At 39.9% G+C, this 22,509-nt stretch carries 26 protein-coding genes; 21 read left to right on the plus strand and 5 right to left on the minus strand.

The features are described 5' to 3' along the window. Positions 1 to 13: 13 nt before the first annotated feature. The 17 genes from rplN (at position 14) to H3R28_RS01100 (ending at position 9,358) form a co-directional block, all read left to right on the plus strand. Positions 14 to 382, plus strand: coding sequence for a 50S ribosomal protein L14 (rplN, locus tag H3R28_RS01020; RefSeq protein ID WP_110438396.1), 369 nt, complete (start codon positions 14 to 16; stop codon positions 380 to 382). Beyond that, positions 382 to 702 (plus strand): 50S ribosomal protein L24, encoded by a 321-nt coding sequence (gene rplX / locus H3R28_RS01025; RefSeq protein ID WP_198209308.1) that lies wholly within the window; start codon positions 382 to 384, stop codon positions 700 to 702. Before rplN ends, rplX begins: the two co-directional genes overlap by 1 nt. Positions 703 to 713: 11 nt before the next feature. Beyond that, positions 714 to 1,283 (plus strand): 50S ribosomal protein L5, encoded by a 570-nt coding sequence (gene rplE, locus H3R28_RS01030; protein WP_198209306.1) that lies wholly within the window; start codon positions 714 to 716, stop codon positions 1,281 to 1,283. Between the two features lie 101 nt (positions 1,284 to 1,384). After that, positions 1,385 to 1,690, plus strand: a complete 306-nt coding sequence (gene rpsN, locus H3R28_RS01035) for a 30S ribosomal protein S14 (protein ID WP_110438393.1) — start codon at positions 1,385 to 1,387, stop codon at positions 1,688 to 1,690. An 11-nt stretch (positions 1,691 to 1,701) separates the two neighbouring features. Then, on the plus strand, positions 1,702 to 2,100 hold the full coding sequence (gene rpsH / locus H3R28_RS01040) for a 30S ribosomal protein S8 (protein ID WP_110438392.1): 399 nt from the start codon (positions 1,702 to 1,704) through the stop codon (positions 2,098 to 2,100). A 12-nt stretch (positions 2,101 to 2,112) separates the two neighbouring features. Further along, complete coding sequence (gene rplF / locus H3R28_RS01045; RefSeq protein ID WP_110438391.1) at positions 2,113 to 2,646, plus strand: 50S ribosomal protein L6; 534 nt, start codon at positions 2,113 to 2,115, stop codon at positions 2,644 to 2,646. Further along, positions 2,646 to 3,008, plus strand: coding sequence for a 50S ribosomal protein L18 (rplR, locus tag H3R28_RS01050; RefSeq protein WP_122123901.1), 363 nt, complete (start codon positions 2,646 to 2,648; stop codon positions 3,006 to 3,008). Before rplF ends, rplR begins: the two co-directional genes overlap by 1 nt. Before the next feature lie 12 nt (positions 3,009 to 3,020). Continuing rightward, positions 3,021 to 3,599 carry a 30S ribosomal protein S5 gene (gene rpsE, locus H3R28_RS01055; RefSeq protein WP_198209304.1) on the plus strand — a complete coding sequence of 193 codons (579 nt, stop codon included), beginning with the start codon at positions 3,021 to 3,023 and terminating at the stop codon, positions 3,597 to 3,599. Next, a complete protein-coding gene (rpmD, locus tag H3R28_RS01060; RefSeq protein ID WP_122123900.1) occupies positions 3,592 to 3,774 on the plus strand; it encodes a 50S ribosomal protein L30 in 183 nt (60 codons plus the stop codon). The genes rpsE and rpmD overlap by 8 nt, the downstream gene beginning before the upstream one ends. Beyond that, on the plus strand, positions 3,775 to 4,263 hold the full coding sequence (gene rplO, locus H3R28_RS01065) for a 50S ribosomal protein L15 (RefSeq protein WP_198209302.1): 489 nt from the start codon (positions 3,775 to 3,777) through the stop codon (positions 4,261 to 4,263). A 135-nt stretch (positions 4,264 to 4,398) separates the two neighbouring features. Continuing rightward, positions 4,399 to 5,748 (plus strand): preprotein translocase subunit SecY, encoded by a 1,350-nt coding sequence (gene secY / locus H3R28_RS01070; protein ID WP_198209300.1) that lies wholly within the window; start codon positions 4,399 to 4,401, stop codon positions 5,746 to 5,748. After that, positions 5,745 to 6,401: an adenylate kinase gene (locus tag H3R28_RS01075; protein ID WP_198209299.1), complete on the plus strand. Its 657-nt coding sequence runs from the start codon at positions 5,745 to 5,747 to the stop codon at positions 6,399 to 6,401. The genes secY and H3R28_RS01075 overlap by 4 nt, the downstream gene beginning before the upstream one ends. Before the next feature lie 194 nt (positions 6,402 to 6,595). Then, positions 6,596 to 6,973 (plus strand): 30S ribosomal protein S13, encoded by a 378-nt coding sequence (gene rpsM / locus H3R28_RS01080; protein WP_198192683.1) that lies wholly within the window; start codon positions 6,596 to 6,598, stop codon positions 6,971 to 6,973. 52 nt (positions 6,974 to 7,025) lie between these two features. Then, the gene (gene rpsK, locus H3R28_RS01085) at positions 7,026 to 7,418 is read left to right on the plus strand and encodes a 30S ribosomal protein S11 (protein WP_110438383.1); all 393 of its coding nucleotides are present in this window, start codon (positions 7,026 to 7,028) and stop codon (positions 7,416 to 7,418) included. A gap of 122 nt (positions 7,419 to 7,540) precedes the next feature. Continuing rightward, positions 7,541 to 8,560, plus strand: a complete 1,020-nt coding sequence (locus H3R28_RS01090; protein WP_110438382.1) for a DNA-directed RNA polymerase subunit alpha — start codon at positions 7,541 to 7,543, stop codon at positions 8,558 to 8,560. A 29-nt stretch (positions 8,561 to 8,589) separates the two neighbouring features. Further along, on the plus strand, positions 8,590 to 9,015 hold the full coding sequence (gene rplQ / locus H3R28_RS01095; RefSeq protein WP_155565775.1) for a 50S ribosomal protein L17: 426 nt from the start codon (positions 8,590 to 8,592) through the stop codon (positions 9,013 to 9,015). 163 nt (positions 9,016 to 9,178) lie between these two features. Beyond that, the gene (locus H3R28_RS01100; RefSeq protein WP_198209297.1) at positions 9,179 to 9,358 is read left to right on the plus strand and encodes a DUF1328 domain-containing protein; all 180 of its coding nucleotides are present in this window, start codon (positions 9,179 to 9,181) and stop codon (positions 9,356 to 9,358) included. Positions 9,359 to 9,701: 343 nt separating this feature from the next. On the opposite strand, the gene H3R28_RS01105 is transcribed toward H3R28_RS01100, so the two are convergent. The 4 genes from H3R28_RS01105 to H3R28_RS01120 form a co-directional block, all read right to left on the minus strand. Further along, the gene (locus H3R28_RS01105) at positions 9,702 to 11,249 is read right to left on the minus strand and encodes an efflux transporter outer membrane subunit (protein ID WP_198209295.1); all 1,548 of its coding nucleotides are present in this window, start codon (positions 11,247 to 11,249) and stop codon (positions 9,702 to 9,704) included. Continuing rightward, positions 11,227 to 14,496: an efflux RND transporter permease subunit gene (locus H3R28_RS01110; protein ID WP_198209293.1), complete on the minus strand. Its 3,270-nt coding sequence runs from the start codon at positions 14,494 to 14,496 to the stop codon at positions 11,227 to 11,229. The genes H3R28_RS01105 and H3R28_RS01110 overlap by 23 nt, the downstream gene beginning before the upstream one ends. Then, positions 14,493 to 17,648: an efflux RND transporter permease subunit gene (locus H3R28_RS01115; protein WP_198209291.1), complete on the minus strand. Its 3,156-nt coding sequence runs from the start codon at positions 17,646 to 17,648 to the stop codon at positions 14,493 to 14,495. The genes H3R28_RS01110 and H3R28_RS01115 overlap by 4 nt, the downstream gene beginning before the upstream one ends. A gap of 65 nt (positions 17,649 to 17,713) precedes the next feature. After that, the gene (locus tag H3R28_RS01120; protein WP_155565770.1) at positions 17,714 to 18,901 is read right to left on the minus strand and encodes an efflux RND transporter periplasmic adaptor subunit; all 1,188 of its coding nucleotides are present in this window, start codon (positions 18,899 to 18,901) and stop codon (positions 17,714 to 17,716) included. Between the two features lie 271 nt (positions 18,902 to 19,172). On the opposite strand from H3R28_RS01120, the gene H3R28_RS01125 reads away from it, so the two are divergent. From H3R28_RS01125 to H3R28_RS01140, 4 genes are all read left to right on the plus strand, one after another. Next, entirely contained in the window at positions 19,173 to 19,334 is a 162-nt protein-coding gene (locus H3R28_RS01125) for a hypothetical protein (protein WP_198209289.1), read from the plus strand. Between the two features lie 33 nt (positions 19,335 to 19,367). Next, on the plus strand, positions 19,368 to 19,775 hold the full coding sequence (locus H3R28_RS01130; protein WP_110438375.1) for a hypothetical protein: 408 nt from the start codon (positions 19,368 to 19,370) through the stop codon (positions 19,773 to 19,775). Between the two features lie 150 nt (positions 19,776 to 19,925). Continuing rightward, positions 19,926 to 20,561: a ribonuclease HII gene (locus H3R28_RS01135; protein WP_198209288.1), complete on the plus strand. Its 636-nt coding sequence runs from the start codon at positions 19,926 to 19,928 to the stop codon at positions 20,559 to 20,561. Then, positions 20,554 to 21,657, plus strand: a complete 1,104-nt coding sequence (locus H3R28_RS01140; RefSeq protein ID WP_110438373.1) for a site-specific DNA-methyltransferase — start codon at positions 20,554 to 20,556, stop codon at positions 21,655 to 21,657. The genes H3R28_RS01135 and H3R28_RS01140 overlap by 8 nt, the downstream gene beginning before the upstream one ends. Before the next feature lie 15 nt (positions 21,658 to 21,672). Here the strand turns inward: H3R28_RS01140 and H3R28_RS01145 are convergent, their stop codons facing one another. Continuing rightward, the gene (locus H3R28_RS01145; protein WP_198209286.1) at positions 21,673 to 22,269 is read right to left on the minus strand and encodes a hypothetical protein; all 597 of its coding nucleotides are present in this window, start codon (positions 22,267 to 22,269) and stop codon (positions 21,673 to 21,675) included. Between the last annotated feature and the right edge of the window lie 240 nt (positions 22,270 to 22,509).

The following is a 22,509-nucleotide window of genomic DNA, read 5'->3' on the forward strand; positions in this document are numbered from 1 at the left end:
GGGAGGCTTAACTATGATCCATCCCGAGACCAACCTAACTGTGGCTGATAATTCAGGTGCAAGAGAGGTGCAGTGCATTAAGGTACTGGGCGGTTCAAAGCGGAAAACCGCTTCGGTCGGCGACGTGATCGTCGTTTCTGTCAAAGAGGCTATTCCTCGTGGCAAAGTAAAAAAAGGTGATGTCCATCAAGCTGTGATTGTCAGAACAAGCTATCCTGTTCGTCGTCCTGATGGAACCTCAATACGTTTTGATAAAAATGCTGCTGTATTGATAAATAAACAAAACGAACCAATTGGCACACGTATTTTCGGCCCGGTAGTAAGGGAATTGCGTGCACGTCAATTCATGAAAATTATCTCCTTAGCTCCGGAGGTTTTATAATGGCCGCACGTATTAAAAAAGGCGATCAAGTAATCGTTATTACAGGGCCTCAGAAAGGTGTGCAAGGTGAAGTTTTGTTAATTTCCCCTGTTGAAAATAAGGCAGTGGTTCGTGGTGTGGCGGTTGCCAAACATCATAAGAAACCAACCCGTATGGGTGATGCTGGTGGTATTATTGAGCGTGAAAAGGCTATTCACTTGTCAAATCTTAAATTGGTAGATCCAAAATCAGGGAAACCTACTCGTGTTGGATTTAGAGTTTTGGAAGACGGTCGTAAGGTTCGTGTTGCCAAAACCACCGGTGAAGTGATCGAAGGTTAAGAGAGGTGGATATGTCAGAAAATAGTCAAGTTCGCTCTGAAGCACGCCTTTACACGCTTTACAAAAATGAATTGCGTCAAAAGTTATGTGAACAATTCAATTACAAAAACGAGATGCAGATCCCGCGTCTTGAAAAAATTGTTTTAAACATGGGTGTTGGAGAAGCAGCGGGCGATCAAAAGAAACTGGATGCTGCCACGGAAGAAATGACCTTGATTGCCGGTCAAAAAGCCGTTAAAACACTTACTAAGAAAGCGATTGCTGGATTTAAAATTCGTGCTGGTTTACCCATTGGATGTAAAGTTACATTACGTAAAAACCGTATGTATGAATTTCTGGATCGTTTGGTTACAATCGCTTTACCGCGTGTTCGAGATTTTAGAGGATTGCCAGCAAACAAAGGATTTGATGGTTGTGGAAATTTTGCAATGGGTTTGAAAGAACAGATTGTATTTCCTGAAATCGTTTACGATAAAGTAGACGAAGTACGTGGTATGGATATTGTGTTTGTAACCACAGCCAAGACCAATGATGAAGCCAAGGCTTTGTTAAAAGCATTTTCTCTTCCATTTATTGGATAGGAAATTGCTCTTTCGCTGCAAGGTGATGCACTACCTTGCAAATTTGTTTTTTTTGGAAAACGGTCGATATAGTCGACAGGTTCCGGAGGGTAAAATTAAACATGGCAAAAACTTCAGCCATTTATCGTAATGCAAAGCGTGCACGTATGTCCGCACGTGATAAAGCAAAACGCATTGCGTTAAAGAATATTGTAATGGATAGAAGTTTACCAGTTGAAGATCGTTTTGATGCATCTTTAAAACTGGCTAAACTTCCTCGTAATGGTTCACGAGTAAGAGTGCGTTTGCGTTGTAAACTAACTGGTCGCTCTCGTGGGAATTACCGTAAATTTGAACTTTGCCGTATCGCATTGCGTGAATTGGCATCTACCGGGCAAATCCCTGGTATGGTTAAATCAAGCTGGTAAGGGATATATAGATGTCATTATCTGATCCATTGGGTGATATGCTCACCCGTATACGTAATGCACAATCAGCTCGTCATTCATTTTGTGTGGTTCCCGCTTCTAATTTGAGAGTTAATGTTTTGGAAGCATTAAAGCGTGAGGGTTATATTCGCGGATATAAAAAAGAAGAGCTTCGCAAGGGAATAAGTCAGCTTCGCATTGAATTGAAGTATTCTGAAGGTGCTCCTGTGATTAAAGAAATTCAGAGAGTATCTAAACCAGGTCGTCGCGTTTATTCTAAAATTAAAGAATTGCCCCGTGTTTATGGCGGCCTTGGAGTATCCATTTTGTCAACACCTCAGGGTGTTTTATCTGATATTGAAGCACGTGCCGCCAATGTTGGTGGTGAAGTGCTCTGTCGTGTATTCTAAGAGGAGGGATCAATGTCACGTGTAGGCAAAAATCCCGTGCAGATTCCGCAAGGGGTACAAGTTTCTCTGAAAGACGGTAAAATTGTTGTCAAAGGTAAAAGAGGTGAATTGTCTCTGCCTGTATCTGAACATATAGAAACTGTTATTGAAGATAATCAGGTTACTGTTAAGCCAAAAGATGATGGTGTTGCCGCAAGAACAATGTGGGGCACTACCAGAGCATTAATTGCGAATATGGTCAAAGGTGTTTCCGAAGGTTATACCAAGGCCTTGGAAATCACGGGGACTGGGTTTCGTGCCGCTGTTCAAGGTTCAAATCTTGTTATGAATCTTGGTTATTCACACGATGTTGTTTATCCAATTCCATCTGATATTAAAATTACAACGCCACGTCCAACGGCAATTGTTGTTGAGGGTAATGATAAGCAACGTGTTGGTCAAATCGCACTGGATATACGTAATTTTAGAAAACCTGAACCTTATAAAGGTAAAGGTGTTCGTTATGAAGATGAGATTATACGTCGCAAAGAAGGCAAGAAAAAATAATGGGTATGCAACGTGAATTACAAACGCGCCGTCGCAGACGGTTGCGTTATCAGCTTCGTCAGAAAGGAAACGGGCGTCCACGTCTTTCGGTTTTCCGTTCAAGCAAAAATATTTATGCTCAAGTTATTGACGATATGGCTGGTAAGACTTTAGTTGCTGCTTCAACTTTGGATGCAGCGGCTAAAGGACAAATTAAAACTGGAGCTGATATTAATGCTGCTCGTGTCGTAGGCAAGTTGATTGCTGAGCGTGCAAAGGCAGCAGGATTGGAACAGGTCGTATTTGATCGTGGCTCCTATATTTATCATGGGCGTGTAAAAGCGCTTGCTGAGGCTGCCCGTGAGGGCGGGCTCTCGTTCTAAGAGGAGTCGCGAATGGCACGTGAAGTGAAAGAAGGCGGTCGCGGTGGACGTGAACGTGAAAATGAAGATTTGATCGACAAATTGGTATCGATTAATCGTGTTGCTAAAGTTGTAAAAGGTGGTCGACGCTTTGCCTTTGCTGCATTGGTCGTCGTTGGTGATCAGCGTGGACGTGTAGGATATGGTGCCGGTAAAGCCAGAGAGGTGCCTGAAGCAATCCGCAAGGCAACTGAGCAGGCTAAAAAATCAATGATACGTGTTCCCATGAAAGAAGGCAGAACATTGCATCATGATGTGCAAGGTTTTTATGGCGCCGGTAAGGTCGTGTTAAGATCTGCCGATTCGGGAACTGGTATTATTGCTGGCGGTCCAATGCGTGCGGTTTTTGAAAGCCTTGGAATTAATGATGTTGTTGCGAAATCAACAGGTTCACGTAATCCACATAATATGGTAAAGGCAACTTTTGATGCATTGCGTAGATGTGCAAGTCCAAGAGTTGTTGCAGCAAGACGTGGCAAGAAGGTGTCTGAAATTCTTGGTCGCCGTGAATCTGGTCATGCGTCTCAAAATGCGGAGGCTGTAAATGGCTAGTAATACGGTAAAAGTAACTCAGATAGCATCTGCAATTGGTCGTAAGAAAGATCAAAAGCAAACATTGACTGGTCTTGGCTTGAATCGTGTTGGTGCAACCCGTGAGTTGGAAAATACACCAGCTGTCCAGGGAATGATCAATAAGATTCGCCACCTCGTTAAGGTGGAGGGATAAATGAATCTAAATGAACTTCGTGATAATGCCGGAGCGAGATACCGTAAAAAACGTCTTGGACGAGGTATTGGTTCTGGTAAAGGCAAAACATCAGGTAAAGGCGTGAAAGGTCAGTTGGCACGTTCAGGTGTGGCAATCAATGGCTTTGAAGGTGGACAGCTTCCACTTTACCGTCGTATGCCAAAAAGAGGGTTCAAGAATATTTTTCGCAAAAATTATGTGGAAATTAATCTTCGGACCCTTTTATCCGCTATTGAGCAGGGCAAATTGAATGCATCATCTTTAATCGATGAAAAAGCATTGCGTGAAGCCGGTTTATTTAAGGGAAAAAAATACTCTGGCGTTTGTTTGCTTGCTAATGGAAATCTAAATCAGGCCATCAACTTGGAAGTGTCAAGAGCATCAGCGGCAGCTGTTGAAGCGGTTAAAAAAGCTGGTGGTTCTCTAAAGCTTTTATCGTCATCTGGGGATGTTTCTGCAGATGCCTAGGAAATGAAGAGGTAATATAATTTAAGTTTGATCAATTTTTAGATCAAAACATTATGTTACATTCTAATTTTAAGGTAAAATTACAGCGTCCCGTTTTGTTACGGTGACGCTGTTTTTTTTGAAAGGATAAAAATTATGGCCTCTATGGCCGAACAACTAGCGGCAAATATTAATGTCAGTGCGTTTTCTAAAGCAACTGAATTAAAAAAGCGTATTTGGTTTACATTGGGTGCGTTAATTATTTACCGTCTAGGTACCTATATCCCGGTTCCGGGAGTGGATGCTACGGTAATGGCACAATTGCTGGCTAAACACCAGGGTGGTATTCTTGGCATGTTTGACATGTTCAGTGGTGGCGCCTTGGGTCGTATGACCATTTTTGCCCTGAACATCATGCCCTATATTAGTGCATCTATTATCATTCAGTTGATGTCCTCTGCGATGCCATCTCTTGAAGCCTTGAAAAAGGAAGGGGAGCCAGGACGTAAAAAGCTTAATCAATATACACGTTACCTGACGGTTTTCATTGCTTTATTCCAGGCTTATGGAATTGCCATTGGGTTGGAAAGTATGAAAAGTCCCGCAGGTTCTGCCGTTACCAATCCGGGGATGCTTTTTCTGTTAACCTGCGTCATCACGCTGGTTGGGGGAACAATGTTTTTGATGTGGTTGGGGGAACAAATCACGGCACGCGGGGTCGGTAATGGAATATCATTGATTATTTTTGCCGGTATTGTCGCCAATTTACCAACGGCTTTGGCAAGTTTATTTCAATTGGGTTACACTGGCGCTTTGTCTCCATTTTTTGTCGTTGCATTTCTTGTATTGGCAGCGGTTACAATCGCCTTTATCGTGTTTATGGAACAGGCGCAAAGAAGAGTTGTCATACAATATCCCAAACGGCAGGTTGGGCAACGCATGTATGGTGGTGATTCAACACATATGCCATTAAAAGTTAATACCGCTGGGGTTATACCGCCTATTTTTGCGTCTTCAGTTTTATTGATACCTGTAACAATAGCTGGATTTCTATCAAATGAATCGACACCTGGATGGTTGTTATATCTAGGACAGGAATTCGGTCAGGGTCATATTTTATATATGCTCTTTTATGCTGCCATGATTATTTTCTTCTCATATTTTTATGCGGCTGTATCCTTTAATCCCAAAGAAACGGCAGATAATTTACGAAAACAGGGGGGATTTATTCCCGGTATTCGTCCAGGTGCAAATACAGCAACCTATTTTGATAATATCTTGACACGATTAACAACAATTGGAGCGCTATATCTTGTTATTGTCTGTTTATTACCACAATTTTTAATCAATCATTACAATGTTCCCTTCTATTTTGGTGGAACCAGTTTGATAATCATAGTTTCCGTGACAATAGATACGGTAACGCAGGTTCAATCCCATTTGGTTGCGCATCAATATCAGGGTCTATTACGCAAATCTCGGTTTGGAAAAGGAAAAAAACGGTGAAGCTAATATTTTTGGGCCCGCCAGGGGCAGGTAAAGGGACGCAGGCTCAACGTTTGTCAGAAAAATATCATATCGCGCAAATCTCCACGGGAGATATGCTGAGGGCTGAGGTGAAGTCAGGGTCAGAAATCGGGAAAAAAGCCAAGGATATTATGGATAAGGGGTTATTGTTTCCTGATGATCTGATGGTTGAAATGATTGCAAAAAGAATTAAAAAGGATGATTGTAAAAACGGTTTCATCCTTGATGGTTTCCCTCGCAATGTGGATCAAGCAAAAGCGTTGGATAAAATGTTTGTCTCTGAACATCTGAAACTTGATGCTGTATTACTATTAAAAGTGGATGAGGAAATACTTGCAGAGCGAATTTCAAACCGGTTTAGCTGTGCAAAATGTGGTGCCAGTTATAATAAACTTTCTAAAAAACCAAAAAAAGACGGAGTCTGTGATGCCTGTGGTTCAACGGAATTTGTCTCAAGAGCTGATGATAATAAAGATACCGTTCTGGAACGTTTAAGGGTCTATCGCGGACAGACCGCTCCCTTATTGCCATATTATGAAGAAAAAAAATGCTTGTATCCCATTGATGGTATGAAAAATGTGGATGAGGTGACAAAAGATATTGATTTAATTTTAAAAAAAAATAAAATGTAAGTCTATATTTTTGTGAAAAAATTATCATACTATATTGACTCTGTTAGTATGAAAGTTATATTGATGCTTTTAAAAGTATTTCAAACACGTTAGCTATTAATGAAACAGTTATTGATCTCGTAACTGTTGCTTTTTTAGTGGCTAGCTGTTAAGAATAGACCTAAATTATTAAGGCTAATTAAGGAGTATTGGGCGTGGCGCGTATTGCCGGCGTAAACATCCCGACGAATAAGCGGGTAACCATTGGTCTGCGTTATATATACGGCATTGGGCCGACAAAAGCGCAGGAAATTTGTAATAAATTGTCAATTCCTGACGAACGTAGGGTGAACGAACTTTCAGATGATGAGGTTCTGAAAATCCGTGAGTTAATTGATAGCGAGTATCAGGTTGAGGGTGATCTTCGTCGTGAAGTTTCGATGAATATCAAGCGTTTGATGGACTTGGGATGTTACCGTGGATTGCGTCATCGTCGTGGTTTGCCTGTAAGAGGCCAGAGAACTCATACAAATGCTCGTACACGTAAGGGTAAGGCGGTTGCTATTGCTGGTAAGAAAAAAGTAACACGTTAACCCTTGGTTTGTTTTAATTTTTTATAACTAAACGGACAGGATAATAAAAGCCATGGCGAAACCCGCCACACCGCGTCTCAGAAAAAAAGAACGCAAAAACATTACTTCTGGCGTAGCGCATGTTTTGTCTACGTTTAATAATACGATGATCACTATCTCTGATGTTCAAGGAAATGCAATTTCATGGTCTTCAGCGGGTGCTCAGGGATTTAAAGGTTCACGCAAATCTACACCTTATGCAGCACAGGTTGCAGCTGAGGATGCGGGACGTAAAGCTCGTGAACATGGTATGGAAACTCTTGAAATTGAAGTGTCTGGACCGGGATCTGGACGTGAAAGCGCATTGCGTGCTTTGCAGGCGGTAGGTTTTACGGTTACTTCAATCCGGGATACCACACCAGTGCCACATAACGGATGTCGTCCACGTAAACGTCGTCGCGTTTAATCGTTCGTATATTATTTTCAATCAATAATGAATGGAAATAATATTCAAGTAACAAAAGCTGACTTCGAGGTTAAGATTTTGTTACTTTTTTTGGTAATAATTTGAATTGAAAGGCCACCACCTTGGTCCTCCAGAAAAACTGGCAATCTCTTATTAAGCCGGAGAAGCTGGAAGTCGAACCGGGCTCGGCGTCACAAAATGTGGCGACCGTGGTGGCGGAGCCGCTTGAACGTGGCTTCGGCATGACGCTCGGTAATGCGCTTCGGCGAGTACTTTTATCTTCTCTTCAAGGGGCTGCTGTTACAGCTGTTCGTATTGACGGCGTTCTTCATGAATTCTCATCAGTCAATGGTGTGCGGGAAGATGTCACGGATATTGTCCTGAATGTTAAGCAACTGGCCATACGTATGCACAGTGATGGTCCAAAACGGATGATTTTGTCCGCGGTAGGTCCGGGGCAAGTTACAGCTGGACAGATTCAGACAGATCATGATATTGAAATCATGAATCCTGATCTTGTGATTTGTACACTTGATGATGGAATAAAGTTGGGTATGGAATTTACCGTTGAAATGGGTAAAGGTTATGTACCTGCCTCTACTAACCGTCAGGAGGATGCTCCGATTGGGATGATTCCAATTGACGCGATATATTCACCTGTTCGTCGTGTTTCCTATAAAGTTGAGCCAACCCGTGTTGGTCAGGTAACAGATTATGACAAGCTGTTATTGACTTTGGAAACAGATGGTTCTGTAACGCCTGAAAATGCCGTAGCTTTGGCTGCGCGTATTTTGCAAGATCAGTTCCAGCTTTTTATCAATTTCGATGAGCCTAAACCAGTCGTGACGGAAGAGCCTAAGGAAGAGCTTCCATTCAATCGTAATTTATTGCGCAAAGTTGATGAGCTTGAATTGTCAGTTCGTAGCGCCAACTGTCTCAAGAATGATAACATTGTGTATATTGGCGACCTAGTGCAGCGGACAGAGCAAGAAATGTTACGCACTCCTAATTTTGGTCGCAAGTCATTGAATGAAATCAAGGAAGTTCTTTCTTCAATGGGATTGTCATTGGGAATGAATGTGCCTGCTTGGCCACCAGAAAATATTGAAGAGTTAGCTAAACGGCTGGATGAGCTGTTTTAAGCATAGTATGATAGAAGAGGATTGAAATTATGCGTCACGGTATATCCGGCCGTAAATTGGGTGTGACTTCATCGCATCGCCTTGCAATGTTCAGAAATATGGCCGTTGCATTAATTAAGCATGAACAGATTACAACGACTTTGCCAAAAGCTAAGGAATTACGTCCTGTTGTCGAGAAACTTGTGACATTGGGAAAACGTGGTGATTTGCATGCACGTAGACAGGCTTATGCCATGTTGCGTGACGAGACTATTGTTGCCAAGTTATTTTCTGTTATTGCTGATCGTTACAAAGCGCGTCAAGGTGGATATTTGCGTGTGTTGAAAGCGGGTGTCCGTTATGGTGATGCTGCTGATATGGCAGTTATCGAATTTATTGAACGTGATGTAAATGCAAAAGGGCTTGACAGTGGACCAAAGCCCACTGATGAAGATTCAGACGAGTTAGCTGCATAATATTAAAATACCCTTTTGATTTTTAAAAAGAGATAGAAACCTATCTCTTTTTTTGTTTGTAATGAATAAAATTGGGATTATAATTAAGTTGTAAAAAAAATATATGTTAACGCGTTAGGCTTTTGGAAGAATCTTGGGATAGATTGAAAAGGAGAGCCGGGATATGCTTAAAATTGCATTTATTTGTCTTTTAATTGCTTTATTGGCTTGGCTTCTTGGTTTTACAAGTGTGGCAATTATAGCAGCAGGAATTGCTAAGATTATATTTTTTATTGCACTGTTATTCGCTTTTTTATTTTTTATCCTTGCGTTTTTGGTTGGAAGAAAATTACTTAGTAATTAATTTCTTGAGATGTTGGGTTGTAAATTATTTTTAGTGATATGTTAAAATAATTTATTTGTTTGTTATTTTTTAGAGACTTGAAACAAAGACAGGGAAAGAGTTTGCAGTATTAAGCTTAAAATATCATCGATTTAAAAATATCTTAAATATTGGCTTTTTATAAGAAACCAATTTTATTGTGTAAATTTTTTATGGTTGTTTAATATAATTTACATGTTTGATTTTAAATCAAATATTTTAGGATTTTGGAATTGTTCAAAATTAAAAACTTTCTTCCTGAAAAAAATGAAATCACTAACAAATTATTATTTATTAAAATGATTTCATTTTTTGTATAATAGAACTAGTTTTTGTTTTGCTGTAATACAGGAGGTATAAAAGGTATATTGGAGGTTAAAGAAGATTTGCTTGGCAATCGATCATCTTTCCAGCCACCTCCAAGGTTTTCGATCAACAAGACGCTGTCCACCATTTGCTGTTGCCGTATTCCAAGAGCTGTTTGCTTATTATTTAATAAAGCGACTTGTTGAGTTACAACAGTGGTATAATCGTGAGTGCCGCTCATATATTGCGCCAGGGATACTTTAAGGGCTTTGTCAGCGTATTCAATCGCTGCTTGTTGCTGGATTTTTTGATTGGCCAGGATATTAAGGTTAGATAGTTGATCTTCAACAGATTGTAAGGCTGCAAGAATGGTTTGCCTATATTGAGCCACAGAAGAATCATATTGTGCCTCTGCCTGTTTGACCATTGAACTTCTTACCCCGCCATCAAACAAGTTTTCTGAAGCGGATGCCCCCAAAGACCAGATGCGGTTGGCAACTTGAACAAGGCTGCCCACCGGATTGCCACTATAGGATAAATTGGCTGATAAGGTTACATCGGGGAAAAACGCTGCAATAGCAGCTCCTATCTGGGCATTTTTTTCTTGCATATGGCGTTCGGCTGAAGCTATATCAGGCCTTCTTTGTAATAAAATGGATGGAACACCTACTGGAATTTGAGGTATGTTGTCATTTAAAATACCGTGAGGAATTGATAAATTTGCTGGGGGCTTTCCAATTAGAGTGGCAATAGCATGTTCGTATTGGGCTCGAGAAATACCTGCAGCAGTCAATTGTGCCCTGGTTTGCTCAAGCTGTGTCTGTGCCTGTAATAATGCCGTGGGTTCAATAACACCGGCATTATGTTGATCCTGGGTTACTTTTAAAGATTGCTCATAGGCTTTAACGGTTTTTTGCAATAAATCGATTAATGAATCTTGATATCGCAAGTTAAAATAGGTCTGGGCCAACTGGCTTTGATAAGATAGTCTGGCATTGGCAAGATCTGCAGCACTGGCTTGTGCAGCAGCAACCTGACTTTCCGTGTTACGTCGTATTTTTCCCCACAGATCGAGATCCCAGCTCGCAGAGGTTTGTAATGCATAAGTATTTCTGGTCATCCCGGTCGAATAATTAATATTTCCGCCCCCATTACCAATACTTCTTGCACCACCGCCGTTACCTTGACGATCAAAATTCGTGCCAAGATTTAATGTTGGGTATAGAGCTGCCTTAGTTTGGTCAATCAAGGCACGCGCATAACGATAATTTGCTTCTGCCTGTTTTAAATTCTGGTTGGAAATATCAACCTGTTCTTCCAGCTGATTAAGAACAGGATCATTATAGATAGTCCACCATTCACCTTTAGGAAAGGCGGCGGCACTGGGATTGGCTGTCTGCCATCCGTTAACTGGTTTTAATTCCTTGAACCGTTGTGAAATGATTGGAGCGGGGCGATGATAATTTGGTCCAACCATACAGCCGCTTAGCAAAAAAAAGAAAGTGGTCCCCACATATCGTAAGGAGAGCAGGTTGATGCCCCTATTATGCACGTTGTTGTCCCCCATGAAAAAATAGTCTCTTTAACAGACGGTTATGTCGTAATCGATCCATATAGATATAAATTACTGGGGTTGTATACAAGGTCAGAGCCTGACTGACCACTAAACCCCCTACAATCGCGATTCCAAGTGGACGTCTGATCTCGCAACCATATCCATTGGAAAGAATAAGGGGAACTGCACCAAATGCAGCTGCAACGGTAGTCATGAGAATGGGACGAAAGCGTAATTTACATGCTAGTAAAATTGCTGATTTTGTATCCATGTTTTCTGACTCTTCTGCCTTGATAGCGAAATCAACCAAAAGAATGGCATTTTTTTTGACAATCCCAATAAGTAGGATAATGCCAATCATGGTTATAATAGTAAATTCTTCCCCGAACAGATCAAGCGCCAGTAATGCGCCAACACCTGCCGAGGGAAGGGTGGATAGAATTGTTAAAGGATGGATGTAGCTTTCATATAATATACCCAGTGTAATGTAAACGGCGGCAATTGCGGCAAATATGATAATGATATTATTTTTGATGCTGCTCTGGAACTGGGCTGCATTGCCAGAAAAACTTCCTGCTATATTTTTTGGTAAATGAATTTTGACGGTTTCCGTTTTGATGAGCTGAATGGCATCGCTCAGTGATTTTCCTTTTGCCAAGTTAAATGATAAAGTCGCGGCAACGAACATACCCTGATGATTGACTGATAATGAGGTCAATGCTTTGTTCTGGTTAGTGACAAAAGATAATGGGATCATGGTTTCATGATTGGTGGAGACAGCTGAACCATTGGATGCACCATTACCCCCGGCAAGTCTATTCGCGATCTGGTTTCTAAAGTTTTCCTGCTCGATTTTATCCTCTTGACTTAAAAATGCATTCGATTTGACACGGATTGTATTTGATACGGTTCCGCCACCGGGTGATCCTCCTGCAACACTGACCCATACCTGATTCAAGGCACCGGTATGAGGGGCGTAACGCGGATCCGTTTCCATAATGACTCGATATTGGTTTAACGGATTATAAATAATTGAAGCGGCACGCTGCCCAAAAGAATCAAACAACGTATTTGAAATAAGTTGTGGTGTTAAGTTAACTCGTGCGGCTGTATCCCGAAGAATATCAATATTGATTGCCTCACCTCCCTGTTGGACATCGGAAGAGACATCTGTGATGATACCGGGATGCTTTTTTAGTGCTTCAACAAGTTTGGGCATCCATTTATATAATTCGCTAGAGGAATCTGATTGTAAAGTATATTGATAGTTTGCGTTACTTGAACGCCCGCCTACATGTAATATATTGGGAGGGAAAATATAGAATTTCGCGCCAACCATATTTTGTAATTTTTTAGAAAGTCGTGCTTGAGTTTCAAAAATATTGTTTTTTCGTAATTTTTTATCTTTTAAGGAAATAAAGATATTTCCCTGATTGACTGCTTTGCCTCCAGTAAAGGAGGAAATGGATGCAATATCCGGATCATTTATAAGTATTTTCTGAACAAACTGGATTTTTTCTTTCATGTTTTGAAAGGAAATGGATTGATCGCCCTGAAGATGGCATAACAAAACCCCGATATCCTCATTAGGCATGAAACCTTTAGGCATGGTTATAAAAAGGAAAATCATAAGGATAATCGTTGCAGGAATTGATAGGGCAACGAGAAGGGGAAATTTAAGGATGTGCGAAAGAGTGCTTTGATAGAGTTGATCACAATAATCAAATAATTTTATAAAATAATGATTAATTTTATATCCCCGTTTATTATTGTTTCCTTGGTGTCGCATAAGAATAAAAGCACACATCATGGGAGTTAGAGTCAGGGAAAGGATCATCGAAATAATCAGGGTTATGGAAAGGGTCATGGCAAATTCATGAAACAATTTTCCTATCAAACCACCCATCAGCAATATCGGCAGGAACACGGCAATCAAAGATATAGTGATCGAGATTACCGTAAACGAGACTTCCTTTGCACCATATAAAGCGGCAGCTTTGGGAGATATACCATTCTCCAAATGCCGGTTTATATTTTCCAGCACAACAATGGCATCATCCACGACAAAGCCGGTTGCGATGGTTAGCGCCATTAAGGAAAACGTATCAAGTGAATAACCCAATAATTTAAGAATGGCAAATGTGGAGATAATGGAGGCTGGCAAAACAACGGCAGGAATAATAATGGCTCGAATGTTTCTTAGAAAAACCAGAACAACCGTTATGACTAGAACAATAGATATGACCAATGTCATTTGGGTATCAAACAGGGTGGCCCTGATTGTGGTTGAACGATCAATGGCAATGTGCAGATTCACATCGGTAGGTAAGGCAGCCTTTATCAATGATAACTTTTTATGAATCAAACTGGTTGTCTTGATGACATTACTACCGGCTTGAGGGAAAATAACCAGAATGATGGAGCGTTTATCGTTATAATATCCCGCATGATGTAAGTCTTCAACGTCGTCTTTTACTGTTGAAATGTTCTCTAACATGACAGGGGCATGATTTCTGTATGCAATTATGAGGTTTCGATAGGCTTCAGCCTTTGTTGCCTGGTCATTGGTTGCTAATTGATAGCGTTTGTCACCTTCCTCAATAAAACCTTTGGGTGTATGAGCGTTGGTTGATGCCAGTGCCGCCCTGACATCTTCAAATCCAATACCGTATTTGTAAAGGGCATGCGGGTTTAGTTCAATTCTGACTGCCGGTAGTGAACTTCCACCCAGTTCAACTTGCCCGACCCCTTTGATACTTGAGAGCTGGTGTTGCAAAACAGTTGTCGCATAATCATAAAGCTGTGGCAAGGTTTTGGTCTTGGATGTCATGGCCAAGATCATGATGGGAGAGGTGGAGGGATTCATCTTGAAATAGGATGGATTGGAACGCATAGAAGAGGGGAGGTCGGCACGTGCGGCTTGTAAGGCGGCTTCTACATCCCTTGCCGCATTATTGATATCTTTGGAAAGATCGAATTGTAAAATGATCCTGACCTGGTTTTGGGTTGATTGTGAAGTCATTTCATTGGTGCCAGATATCTGTCCCAGCCTTCTCTCCAATGGTGCAGCAATCGAGCTGGCAATTTCCTCTGGTGTGCCGCCCGCTTGTTGGGCACGTATCATGATTACAGGAAAATCCACGTTGGGGAGATCAGAAACCGGTAATAGTTCGTAACCCAGTATACCTGTTAGAAATAATGTAACTGTGAGTAAAATTGTTGCAACAGGCCGTTGTATAAAGGGTTTTGCTATATTCATGATTCAGGTTTTTCATCAATTGGTTGGTGATTGGATAATGATGAAAAAAAATGATGCCCCCAGTTTTTAAATCTTTCCATATATAGATAAATAATGGGAGTTGTAAAAAGAGTGAGCAATTGGCTGGCAAGAAGCCCCCAAAAAATGCTGATACCCAAAGGATGCCTTAGTTCAGATCCGGTTCCTGTTCCCAGCATCATGGGAATAGCCGCCAACATGGCCGCCAGGGTTGTCATCAGAATGGGCCTGAATCGTAGAAGTGCCGCCTGATGAATTGCCTCCAGTGAGGATTTCTTGTCTTTTCTTTCAGCCTCCAGCGCAAAATCAATCATCATAATGGCATTTTTTTTGACAATTCCAATTAATAGAATGATGCCAATAATTCCCATAATATCTAAGTTGCATCCATCAATCCATAGTGCAAATAGTGCACCAATCGTGGCCGAGGGAAGGGTTGACAAAATAGTTATGGGATGAATGAAGCTTTCATAAAGAATGCCAAGGATAATATAAACAGCAATAATGGCCGCTATAACAAGAAACAATTCATTTTTAAGGCTCTTTTCAAATGCAGCCGCTATTCCTTGAAAACTGACCTGGAAGCTTGAGGGAAGATTCAGTTCCTTGTGGATGGAATTGATGATTTGTGTTGCCTCCCCCAGGGAATGACCCTTGTTGATGTTAAAGGAAATTGATATGGCTGGAAACTGACCGAAGTGGGTGACTAGAAGGGGTGCGGTGTCATGAGTGATTCTTGTCACCTGGGATAAAGGAACCAGACCAGAGGTTGGATTTCTTGTTGGACCAGAAGTTGAAGCGGAATTGTTGCCACTTATTCCGGGAAGATAAAGCTGGTTCAAAGAGGTCAAATGTTTTTGAAATTTTGGATCGGCTTCCAGAATGATCCTGTATTGGTTTGATTCTGTAAAAATAGTGGAAATTTGGCGTTGGCCAAAAGAGTCATATAAAACATTATCAATTGTTTGAGGTGTGATGGAATAACGAGCACCTGTGGCACGGTCAAGGGTGATATTGGCAACCAATCCCTGTGATTGCAGGTTTGAGGAGACATCGGAAAGGGCAGGTTCTTTTTGCAGACGGTTAACAATTTTAGGTACCCAGAGTTCAAGTTGCCTGTAATCCGGATTTTCGATCAAAAGTTGATATTGGGTGGCTGAAAAAGTTGTTTCTAGCGAGAGATCTTGTATGGGTCGAAGATAAAGTTGTGTTCCAACAACCTGTTTTGATGCCCGGGTTATTCTTTTGATTGTTTTTTCAATAGATGTTTTACGTTCCTTTCGGTTTTTCAAATTGATCAAGAAACGTCCCTGATTAAGGGTCATATTCTGTCCGTCAATGCCGATAAATGATGAAAGGTTATCCACGTCTGGATCGTTTAAAATTGTGTTTGCCAGAGCTTTTTGCTTGTTTGCGACCGCTTTCAGCGAGGCATTTTGAGGCATGATGGATATGCCTTGTGCCATACCGTTATCTTGAACGGGAAAGAAACCCTTGGGGATGTAGTAAGCCATTATGAGGGTTATGACAAAGGTGCAACAGGTGATAAATAAGGTTAGAGGCTGGTGTTTGAAGACAAATTGTAGTCCGGTATTGTAAAATTCTATTATTCTGTCTATCACACGATCAAAAAAATAGTTGTTCTGTTTTTTTTCGATTTCGGTCAGAATATGCGCACACAACATTGGAACCAGGGTTAGGGAAACAATGGCGGATATGATGATTGTAATAGACAGGGTAACTGCAAATTCGTAAAATAAACGACCAATAATATCCCCCATGAATAATAGAGGGATAAGGACAGCGATTAAAGAAATCGTAAGCGATATGATTGTAAACCCTATTTCTTCTGACCCTTTTAAAGCGGCTTGAACCCGGTTTTCGCCCATTTCGATATATCGTGTAATGTTCTCTATCATAACAATTGCATCATCCACAACGAAACCGGTCGCTATTGTCAATGCCATCAAGGATAAATTATCTAGTGAGAAATTAAAAAGATACATTACCGCCAAGGTTCCGATCAAGGATAGGGGAACGGAAAGACTGGGAATAATTGTTGCAGAAATATTTCTTAAAAAGATAAAGATGACCAAAATAACCAAGATAATTGATAGAATGAGCTCAAATTTTACATCATGAATTGAAGCGCGAATGGATGTCGTGCGATCGGTCAATGGCGTTAATGTTATACCAGAAGGCAATGATTTTTTTAATTGTGGTAATATTTCATTGATATTGTTAACAACCGAGATAATATTGGCCTTGGGTTGCCGTTGTACATTTAAAATCAAGGCTGGTGTTTTATTTGCCCATGCCATCAATTGACTATTTTCTGGACCGTTTATGACGGTGGCCACATCACGTAATCGAACAGGTCCATTATTGTTATAGGCGATAATTTGGCTAAGTAACTGTTCCGGATTTTTTATTTGTCCATTGGTCTGGATGGTGACGGCGCGTTTTGGGCCATCCAAATTTCCGGTGGGGGAATTGACATTAACGTTACCGATTGTTGTTCTGATACTGTCCAGATCAATTCCATATGAAGTTATTTTAGGAATATTGATTTGTACACGGATTGCCTTACGTTGTCCTCCTGATAGGGTAACCAGTCCTACCCCATTAATCTGGCTTATTTTTGTGGCCAACCTGTTATTAACGTAATCCTCAACCTCGGTCAGGGGTAGAGATTTTGAAGTAATGCCAAGCGTAAGGATAGGTGTATCAGCAGGATTTACTTTTGCATAAACAGGAGGTGCAGGCAAATCAGTGGGCAAAAGGGAGTTGGCCTGATTGATAGCTTCTTGCACTTCCTGGGCCGCGACATCCATGGAGACTGAAAGATTGAATTGTAACGTGATGACTGAAGCCCCTCCAGAGGATTGGGAAATCATTTGATTTAATCCAGGGATGGATCCCAATTCACTTTCCAATGGTGCTGTGACCGAGGTCATCATGACATCCGGACTTGCGCCCGGATAAAATGTTGAAACGGTTATTGTTGGATAGTCAACATCAGGTAACGCGGACAGGGGTAAGAAACGATAGCCTAATATTCCGCAGATCATGATGGCAATCATAAGCAGGGTTGTTGCCACGGGGCGCAAAATAAAAAGGCGTGATGGATTCATAAAAATCTCGATTTATTTATAAACTTGACAAAATTAGGAAACTGTTATGATTTTCAAGTTAATTATTATTCAGAAGATTGCGTATTTTCGGGAATGATGACTTTTGAACCTTCATGTAAAGTATCAATTCCGTCAGTAACTATTTTTTCATTCTCAACTAAACCAGCGGTTATAACCGTATGTTCACCATCATTATATCCTGTTTTGATTGTCTGTATTTTAACCGTTGAATCTTTTTGAATAACATACACAAAGGAACCATTTGGTCCTGTTTGAATAGCATTATTTGGTAAAATCAAAGCATCCTTAATAACCTTGACTAGTAAATGGGCATTTACAAATTGGTTTGGAAAAAGCTCCCAGTTTTTATTTTCAAAAATGGCTCTCAACCGAACGGTTCCTGTTGATGTGTCAATCTGACTGTCTATCACGCTTGTTTTTCCTGTGGCAAGTTTGGTCGTATTATCGGTGTTCCAAGCCTCAACGGTTAGTTCTTTTTTATTTTTCAAAGCTTCCAAGACAATGCCCAATTGATTTTCAGGTAAGGTAAAAATAACCGACATGGGGGTCATCTGGGTTAAAGTGGCCAATCCTCCGCTTTGGCCTTCGGTAATATAATTTCCCGCATCAACCTGTCTGATCCCGATGCGGCCGTCAACAGGTGCACGGATGTGACAGTAGATAAGATTTAATTCTTGCTGTTTGATTAGGGCCTGATCTGTTTTGACCTGTCCTTCAAGCTGGGCAACCTTATATTGCTGATCTTGAGCCGTCATGGGGGCTATACTGTTTTGTTTTAGAAGGGTTTGATAGCGCTTATTATCCAATTTTGCCTGTTGCAGTAAGGCCGTGTCGGCTTTTAAATTGCCTTCATATTGTGCCTTCAAAGCTTCTGAGGGACGTGGGTCAATAAGGGCAAGTAAATCATTTTTCTTAACCAATTGCCCTTCCGTGAAAAATACTTGTTGTAAATAGCCGGAAATTCGTGTTTGTACGGTAACATTGGAAATGGGAACGACTGTTCCAAGTTCAGTTAGAATAACAGGTAGATGGCTTTTCTTTACAATTGTTGCTGCAACGGGTTGTTCAACAACATAATGGGAATGCTCGGAAGTTGATGAAAATACACCATAAAAACGATATGCCACCCCAATAATGACAGCTATTAGACCGATATATAAAAATATTTTTAACCATGGATGCAAACGTGAGTGAGATTTATCAGAATTTGTTGTATTTTGGGGTAAAGTCATATGCAAGAAACTTATTTTTAATGGCAATATCTAAATTTATATAATTAAAAATCAAAATAACAAAACTAATTGTGACAAAATAAATCATTGCAGAATTTAATCAATATTAAAGTTGATTACTTCATTTTTTAATATTCCTTAACCCTGAAGATTTTATATCTCTAAAAAGCGGTATTGTAATCTAAGTGATTGATAATTTTATAGACTTTTTGGTTTGGAGTTGTCATAATTACCAATAGTCTATGAATTGTTGTTATAAAAGGTGCATAATATGAGTAATGTAAAAGATTTTATTAAAAATACTGCTGAAAAAATTGAAAATACATTAACGGATGGAAAGGCGAAATTAAAGGACGCGGTTGACCATGCCAAACAAAATTATGAAACGGTGAAAAACGAAGCAAAAGATACACTTAAAAACATAAAAAAATGATAAGATTGCAATCCTTTTTTAAAGGAGGGAACAATGTCAAAGAATATGGAAGATACTTTAAGGGAAGTTGGTGCAAAAATTGGCAGCTCGATTGATGATGCCAAAGATAAAGCACAGGATGCCTTTTCTCGTGCCCAGGATAAAAAACAGGATACTATTGATCAATTAAAAGACAAGGTTCAAAACGTCGCGGACCAGGCCAGAGAAAAAGGTCAGGATTTAAGAAATAAAGCATCTGATCAAAAAGGAAAACGTTTTGAGGATTTTGCGGGTGTTGCCGATAATGAATTTTCGCGTCTATATGGTTCTGAGGGAAAAATGGAATGCTTGATGAATTTCATTCGGAACCGTCCTGTTGCAGCATTGGTTATAGCTTTGATTGCCGGAACATTTTTATCAAGGATGTTTAAATGTTGTTGTAAACATCGTAAATGTAAATAAGCTAATAATTAAATTTAAAATTTAGACTTAAAAAAGCTGTTAATCAGAAGTTATTAACAGCTTTTTTTATTTTTTTCATTTTAGGGCTATTCATTTGCGACTCGTTGAGTATAGTAGGTTATTGGTTTAGAAACGAATTATTTGAGTAGAATGCATCATAAAGTATCAATTGCAGGCGTGGATGAAGTGGGAATGGGTTGTCTTGCTGGTCCTGTTGTTGCTGCCGCTGTAATGTTTCAGGAAAATATTCCTGAGGATATTTCAGAATTGCTTGATGATTCAAAGAAAATCAAATCTGCATTGAGACAAGAAATTTATGTGGTTTTAAATCAAATGCCGCATGTCAAGATTGGTGTGGCCGCGGCATCAGTTGATGAAATTTTCCATTTAAATATCAGGAAATCTGCCAGCTTGGCAATGCAAAGGGCTGTATCAAAACTAAATATTCTTCCTGATCTTATATTGGTTGATGGAACGATCGCTCCTGATTTTGGATGTGCCACGCAAACCATTATCAAGGGGGATGGATTTTCATATTCAATTGCTGCGGCATCAATTATCGCAAAGGTTTTGCGCGATAAGCTGATGGTTGGTCTGGCACGGAAATGGGATCGGTATGGATGGGAGCATAATGTGGGGTACCCAACGGTTATGCATCGTGAGGCCTTGAGGAAATATGGTTGTTCTCCACATCATCGCCAAGGATATATCACCGTAAGACAATTTTCGTTTTCAATGGATGTAGAGCAAAAAGAGCAAGTAAAAGGTCAAGGATTTTATGAGTGAAGCAGTAAAATTAAATATACCTTTGGATCAGATTTTGAATGGTGAATGTATTCAGGTCATGAAAACCATACCTTCTGCGTCAATTGACTGTATTTTTGCCGATCCCCCATATAATTTGCAATTACAGGGAGAATTGCGTCGTCCAGATGATACAATTGTGGATGGGGTTAATGAAGATTGGGATAAATTTAAGAGTTTCCAACTATATGATCAATTTTGTCGAAGCTGGTTGAAGGAATGTCATCGTTTATTGAGAAAAAATGGAACAATTTGGGTTATTGGTTCCTATCATAATATTTTCAGAATTGGAGCAATTTTACAGGATCTTGGTTTCTGGATCTTGAATGATATTGTTTGGCGGAAATCCAATCCCATGCCAAATTTTAAGGGAAGACGATTTACCAATGCACATGAGACATTAATATGGGCAGCCAAAGATGCTGATAGTAAATATTGTTTCAATTATCAGGCCATGAAAACCTTAAATGATGATATTCAGATGCGTTCTGATTGGTTTCTGCCTTTATGTACTGGACATGAAAGACTTCGAAATGAACATGGACTAAAATTACATCCGACCCAAAAACCAGAAAGCTTGTTATATCGCGTTATCTTGTCCTCTACAAATATTGAAGATGTTGTATTGGATCCTTTTGCTGGAACTGGAACAACCCTTGCCGTGGCAAAAAAACTTCAGCGACGTTATATCGGGATTGAGCGTCATCCAGACTATATGAAAGCCGCCCTTCGACGTGTGAACAATGAAAAGCCGTTATCGATTGAAGATATTAAAGTCACCCCTTCCAAACGAGAGATTCCTCGTGTTCCTTTTGGAAACCTGATTGAACAGGGATTTATTCAGCCAGGAACAATCTTGATGGATCGAAATAAACGCGTTTTTGCTACAGTAACATCCGATAGCACTGTTATCAGTGGAAACAAAAGAGGTTCCATTCATAAAATTGGGGCCCTTGTAACAAATTCACCTTCTTGTAATGGATGGACCTTTTGGCATTTCGAAAGAAATGGAGGATTATATGCTCTTGATATATTGCGTAATGAATATAATGCAATGACTAAATTGGCCAAATCTTAAATTCAAATGTAAAACCTAGCTTTTGTTAAAACCGAGAAAGCCGATTTCAGGTTTGGAAATATTGTTATAATGTGAATATGTGTTTGATTGGTTGAGATTTGAAACAGTTTTACGTTGATTTTGACCTTTAATGGATAAATATCCTTTTTCACTTTTAACCGAAACCGTTGATATTTCTCTATCACCATTTAGTTTTTGAGGTGAGTTATTATAGCCACGCATTGACAAAAGCAAAAAGGTGATGCGATCGCGATTAAGATCAATGGACATTTCCAGAGGTGTTTGACCCAAGACGTTGGTTGCATGTAAATCGGCACCACGGTTTAAAGCATCTTGTGCAGCGTAAAGGTTTCCGACATTGATCGCTTCAAAGAGGGATTGTGTTGGATTTTTGCTATCATCATCATTTGAATCATCATCGTCATCATTTGTTGATGTTTTGTTTGCTTGACTATTTTGCTTGTTGTTTTTGGATGAAGAAGTTACTTTTGATGTTTTTTGTTCAGGGTTGTTTTTTGCTGTCTGGGCAACGCCAGACAGGACAGGTAATGTAAAATATCCGCTGAACGCAAGGCAGAATAGCAAAGATAATAAACGAGATTGATAATTCATGTGATTATTCTCTTGATAGAAACCAAAATCCTAAAGCTAATATTTCTTTTATCAAATCAATCATGAATAAGAAACACTTTCTTTATATCATATTTCAAAAGATATTTTGCATATTAAGTTCATGGATATGCATTTACAGTTTATTTGTTATGACATAATGATAAAATTCAGAATAGGAATGATGTGGACATGATAGATTTATAACATAACCATTATTCATCAAGAAAGAATTGAAATGGG

It is taken from the genome of Commensalibacter sp. M0268, assembly GCF_016101925.1.
Lineage (GTDB): Bacteria > Pseudomonadota > Alphaproteobacteria > Acetobacterales > Acetobacteraceae > Commensalibacter > Commensalibacter melissae.

What these genes read in the sequence shown, in the direction of transcription:
- rplN (WP_110438396.1), top strand. Translation starts at nt 14, where the DNA reads ATGATCCATCCCGAGACCAACCTAACTGTGGCTGATAATTCAGGTGCA.
- rplX (WP_198209308.1), top strand. Translation starts at nt 382, where the DNA reads ATGGCCGCACGTATTAAAAAAGGCGATCAAGTAATCGTTATTACAGGG.
- rplE (WP_198209306.1), top strand. Translation starts at nt 714, where the DNA reads ATGTCAGAAAATAGTCAAGTTCGCTCTGAAGCACGCCTTTACACGCTT.
- rpsN (WP_110438393.1), top strand. Translation starts at nt 1,385, where the DNA reads ATGGCAAAAACTTCAGCCATTTATCGTAATGCAAAGCGTGCACGTATG.
- rpsH (WP_110438392.1), top strand. Translation starts at nt 1,702, where the DNA reads ATGTCATTATCTGATCCATTGGGTGATATGCTCACCCGTATACGTAAT.
- rplF (WP_110438391.1), top strand. Translation starts at nt 2,113, where the DNA reads ATGTCACGTGTAGGCAAAAATCCCGTGCAGATTCCGCAAGGGGTACAA.
- rplR (WP_122123901.1), top strand. Translation starts at nt 2,646, where the DNA reads ATGGGTATGCAACGTGAATTACAAACGCGCCGTCGCAGACGGTTGCGT.
- rpsE (WP_198209304.1), top strand. Translation starts at nt 3,021, where the DNA reads ATGGCACGTGAAGTGAAAGAAGGCGGTCGCGGTGGACGTGAACGTGAA.
- rpmD (WP_122123900.1), top strand. Translation starts at nt 3,592, where the DNA reads ATGGCTAGTAATACGGTAAAAGTAACTCAGATAGCATCTGCAATTGGT.
- rplO (WP_198209302.1), top strand. Translation starts at nt 3,775, where the DNA reads ATGAATCTAAATGAACTTCGTGATAATGCCGGAGCGAGATACCGTAAA.
- secY (WP_198209300.1), top strand. Translation starts at nt 4,399, where the DNA reads ATGGCCTCTATGGCCGAACAACTAGCGGCAAATATTAATGTCAGTGCG.
- rpsK (WP_110438383.1), top strand. Translation starts at nt 7,026, where the DNA reads ATGGCGAAACCCGCCACACCGCGTCTCAGAAAAAAAGAACGCAAAAAC.
- rplQ (WP_155565775.1), top strand. Translation starts at nt 8,590, where the DNA reads ATGCGTCACGGTATATCCGGCCGTAAATTGGGTGTGACTTCATCGCAT.
- H3R28_RS01100 (WP_198209297.1), top strand. Translation starts at nt 9,179, where the DNA reads ATGCTTAAAATTGCATTTATTTGTCTTTTAATTGCTTTATTGGCTTGG.
- H3R28_RS01105 (WP_198209295.1), bottom strand. Translation starts at nt 11,249, where the DNA reads ATGGGGGACAACAACGTGCATAATAGGGGCATCAACCTGCTCTCCTTA.
- H3R28_RS01110 (WP_198209293.1), bottom strand. Translation starts at nt 14,496, where the DNA reads ATGAATATAGCAAAACCCTTTATACAACGGCCTGTTGCAACAATTTTA.
- H3R28_RS01115 (WP_198209291.1), bottom strand. Translation starts at nt 17,648, where the DNA reads ATGAATCCATCACGCCTTTTTATTTTGCGCCCCGTGGCAACAACCCTG.
- H3R28_RS01120 (WP_155565770.1), bottom strand. Translation starts at nt 18,901, where the DNA reads ATGACTTTACCCCAAAATACAACAAATTCTGATAAATCTCACTCACGT.
- H3R28_RS01125 (WP_198209289.1), top strand. Translation starts at nt 19,173, where the DNA reads ATGAGTAATGTAAAAGATTTTATTAAAAATACTGCTGAAAAAATTGAA.
- H3R28_RS01130 (WP_110438375.1), top strand. Translation starts at nt 19,368, where the DNA reads ATGTCAAAGAATATGGAAGATACTTTAAGGGAAGTTGGTGCAAAAATT.
- H3R28_RS01135 (WP_198209288.1), top strand. Translation starts at nt 19,926, where the DNA reads ATGCATCATAAAGTATCAATTGCAGGCGTGGATGAAGTGGGAATGGGT.
- H3R28_RS01140 (WP_110438373.1), top strand. Translation starts at nt 20,554, where the DNA reads ATGAGTGAAGCAGTAAAATTAAATATACCTTTGGATCAGATTTTGAAT.
- H3R28_RS01145 (WP_198209286.1), bottom strand. Translation starts at nt 22,269, where the DNA reads ATGAATTATCAATCTCGTTTATTATCTTTGCTATTCTGCCTTGCGTTC.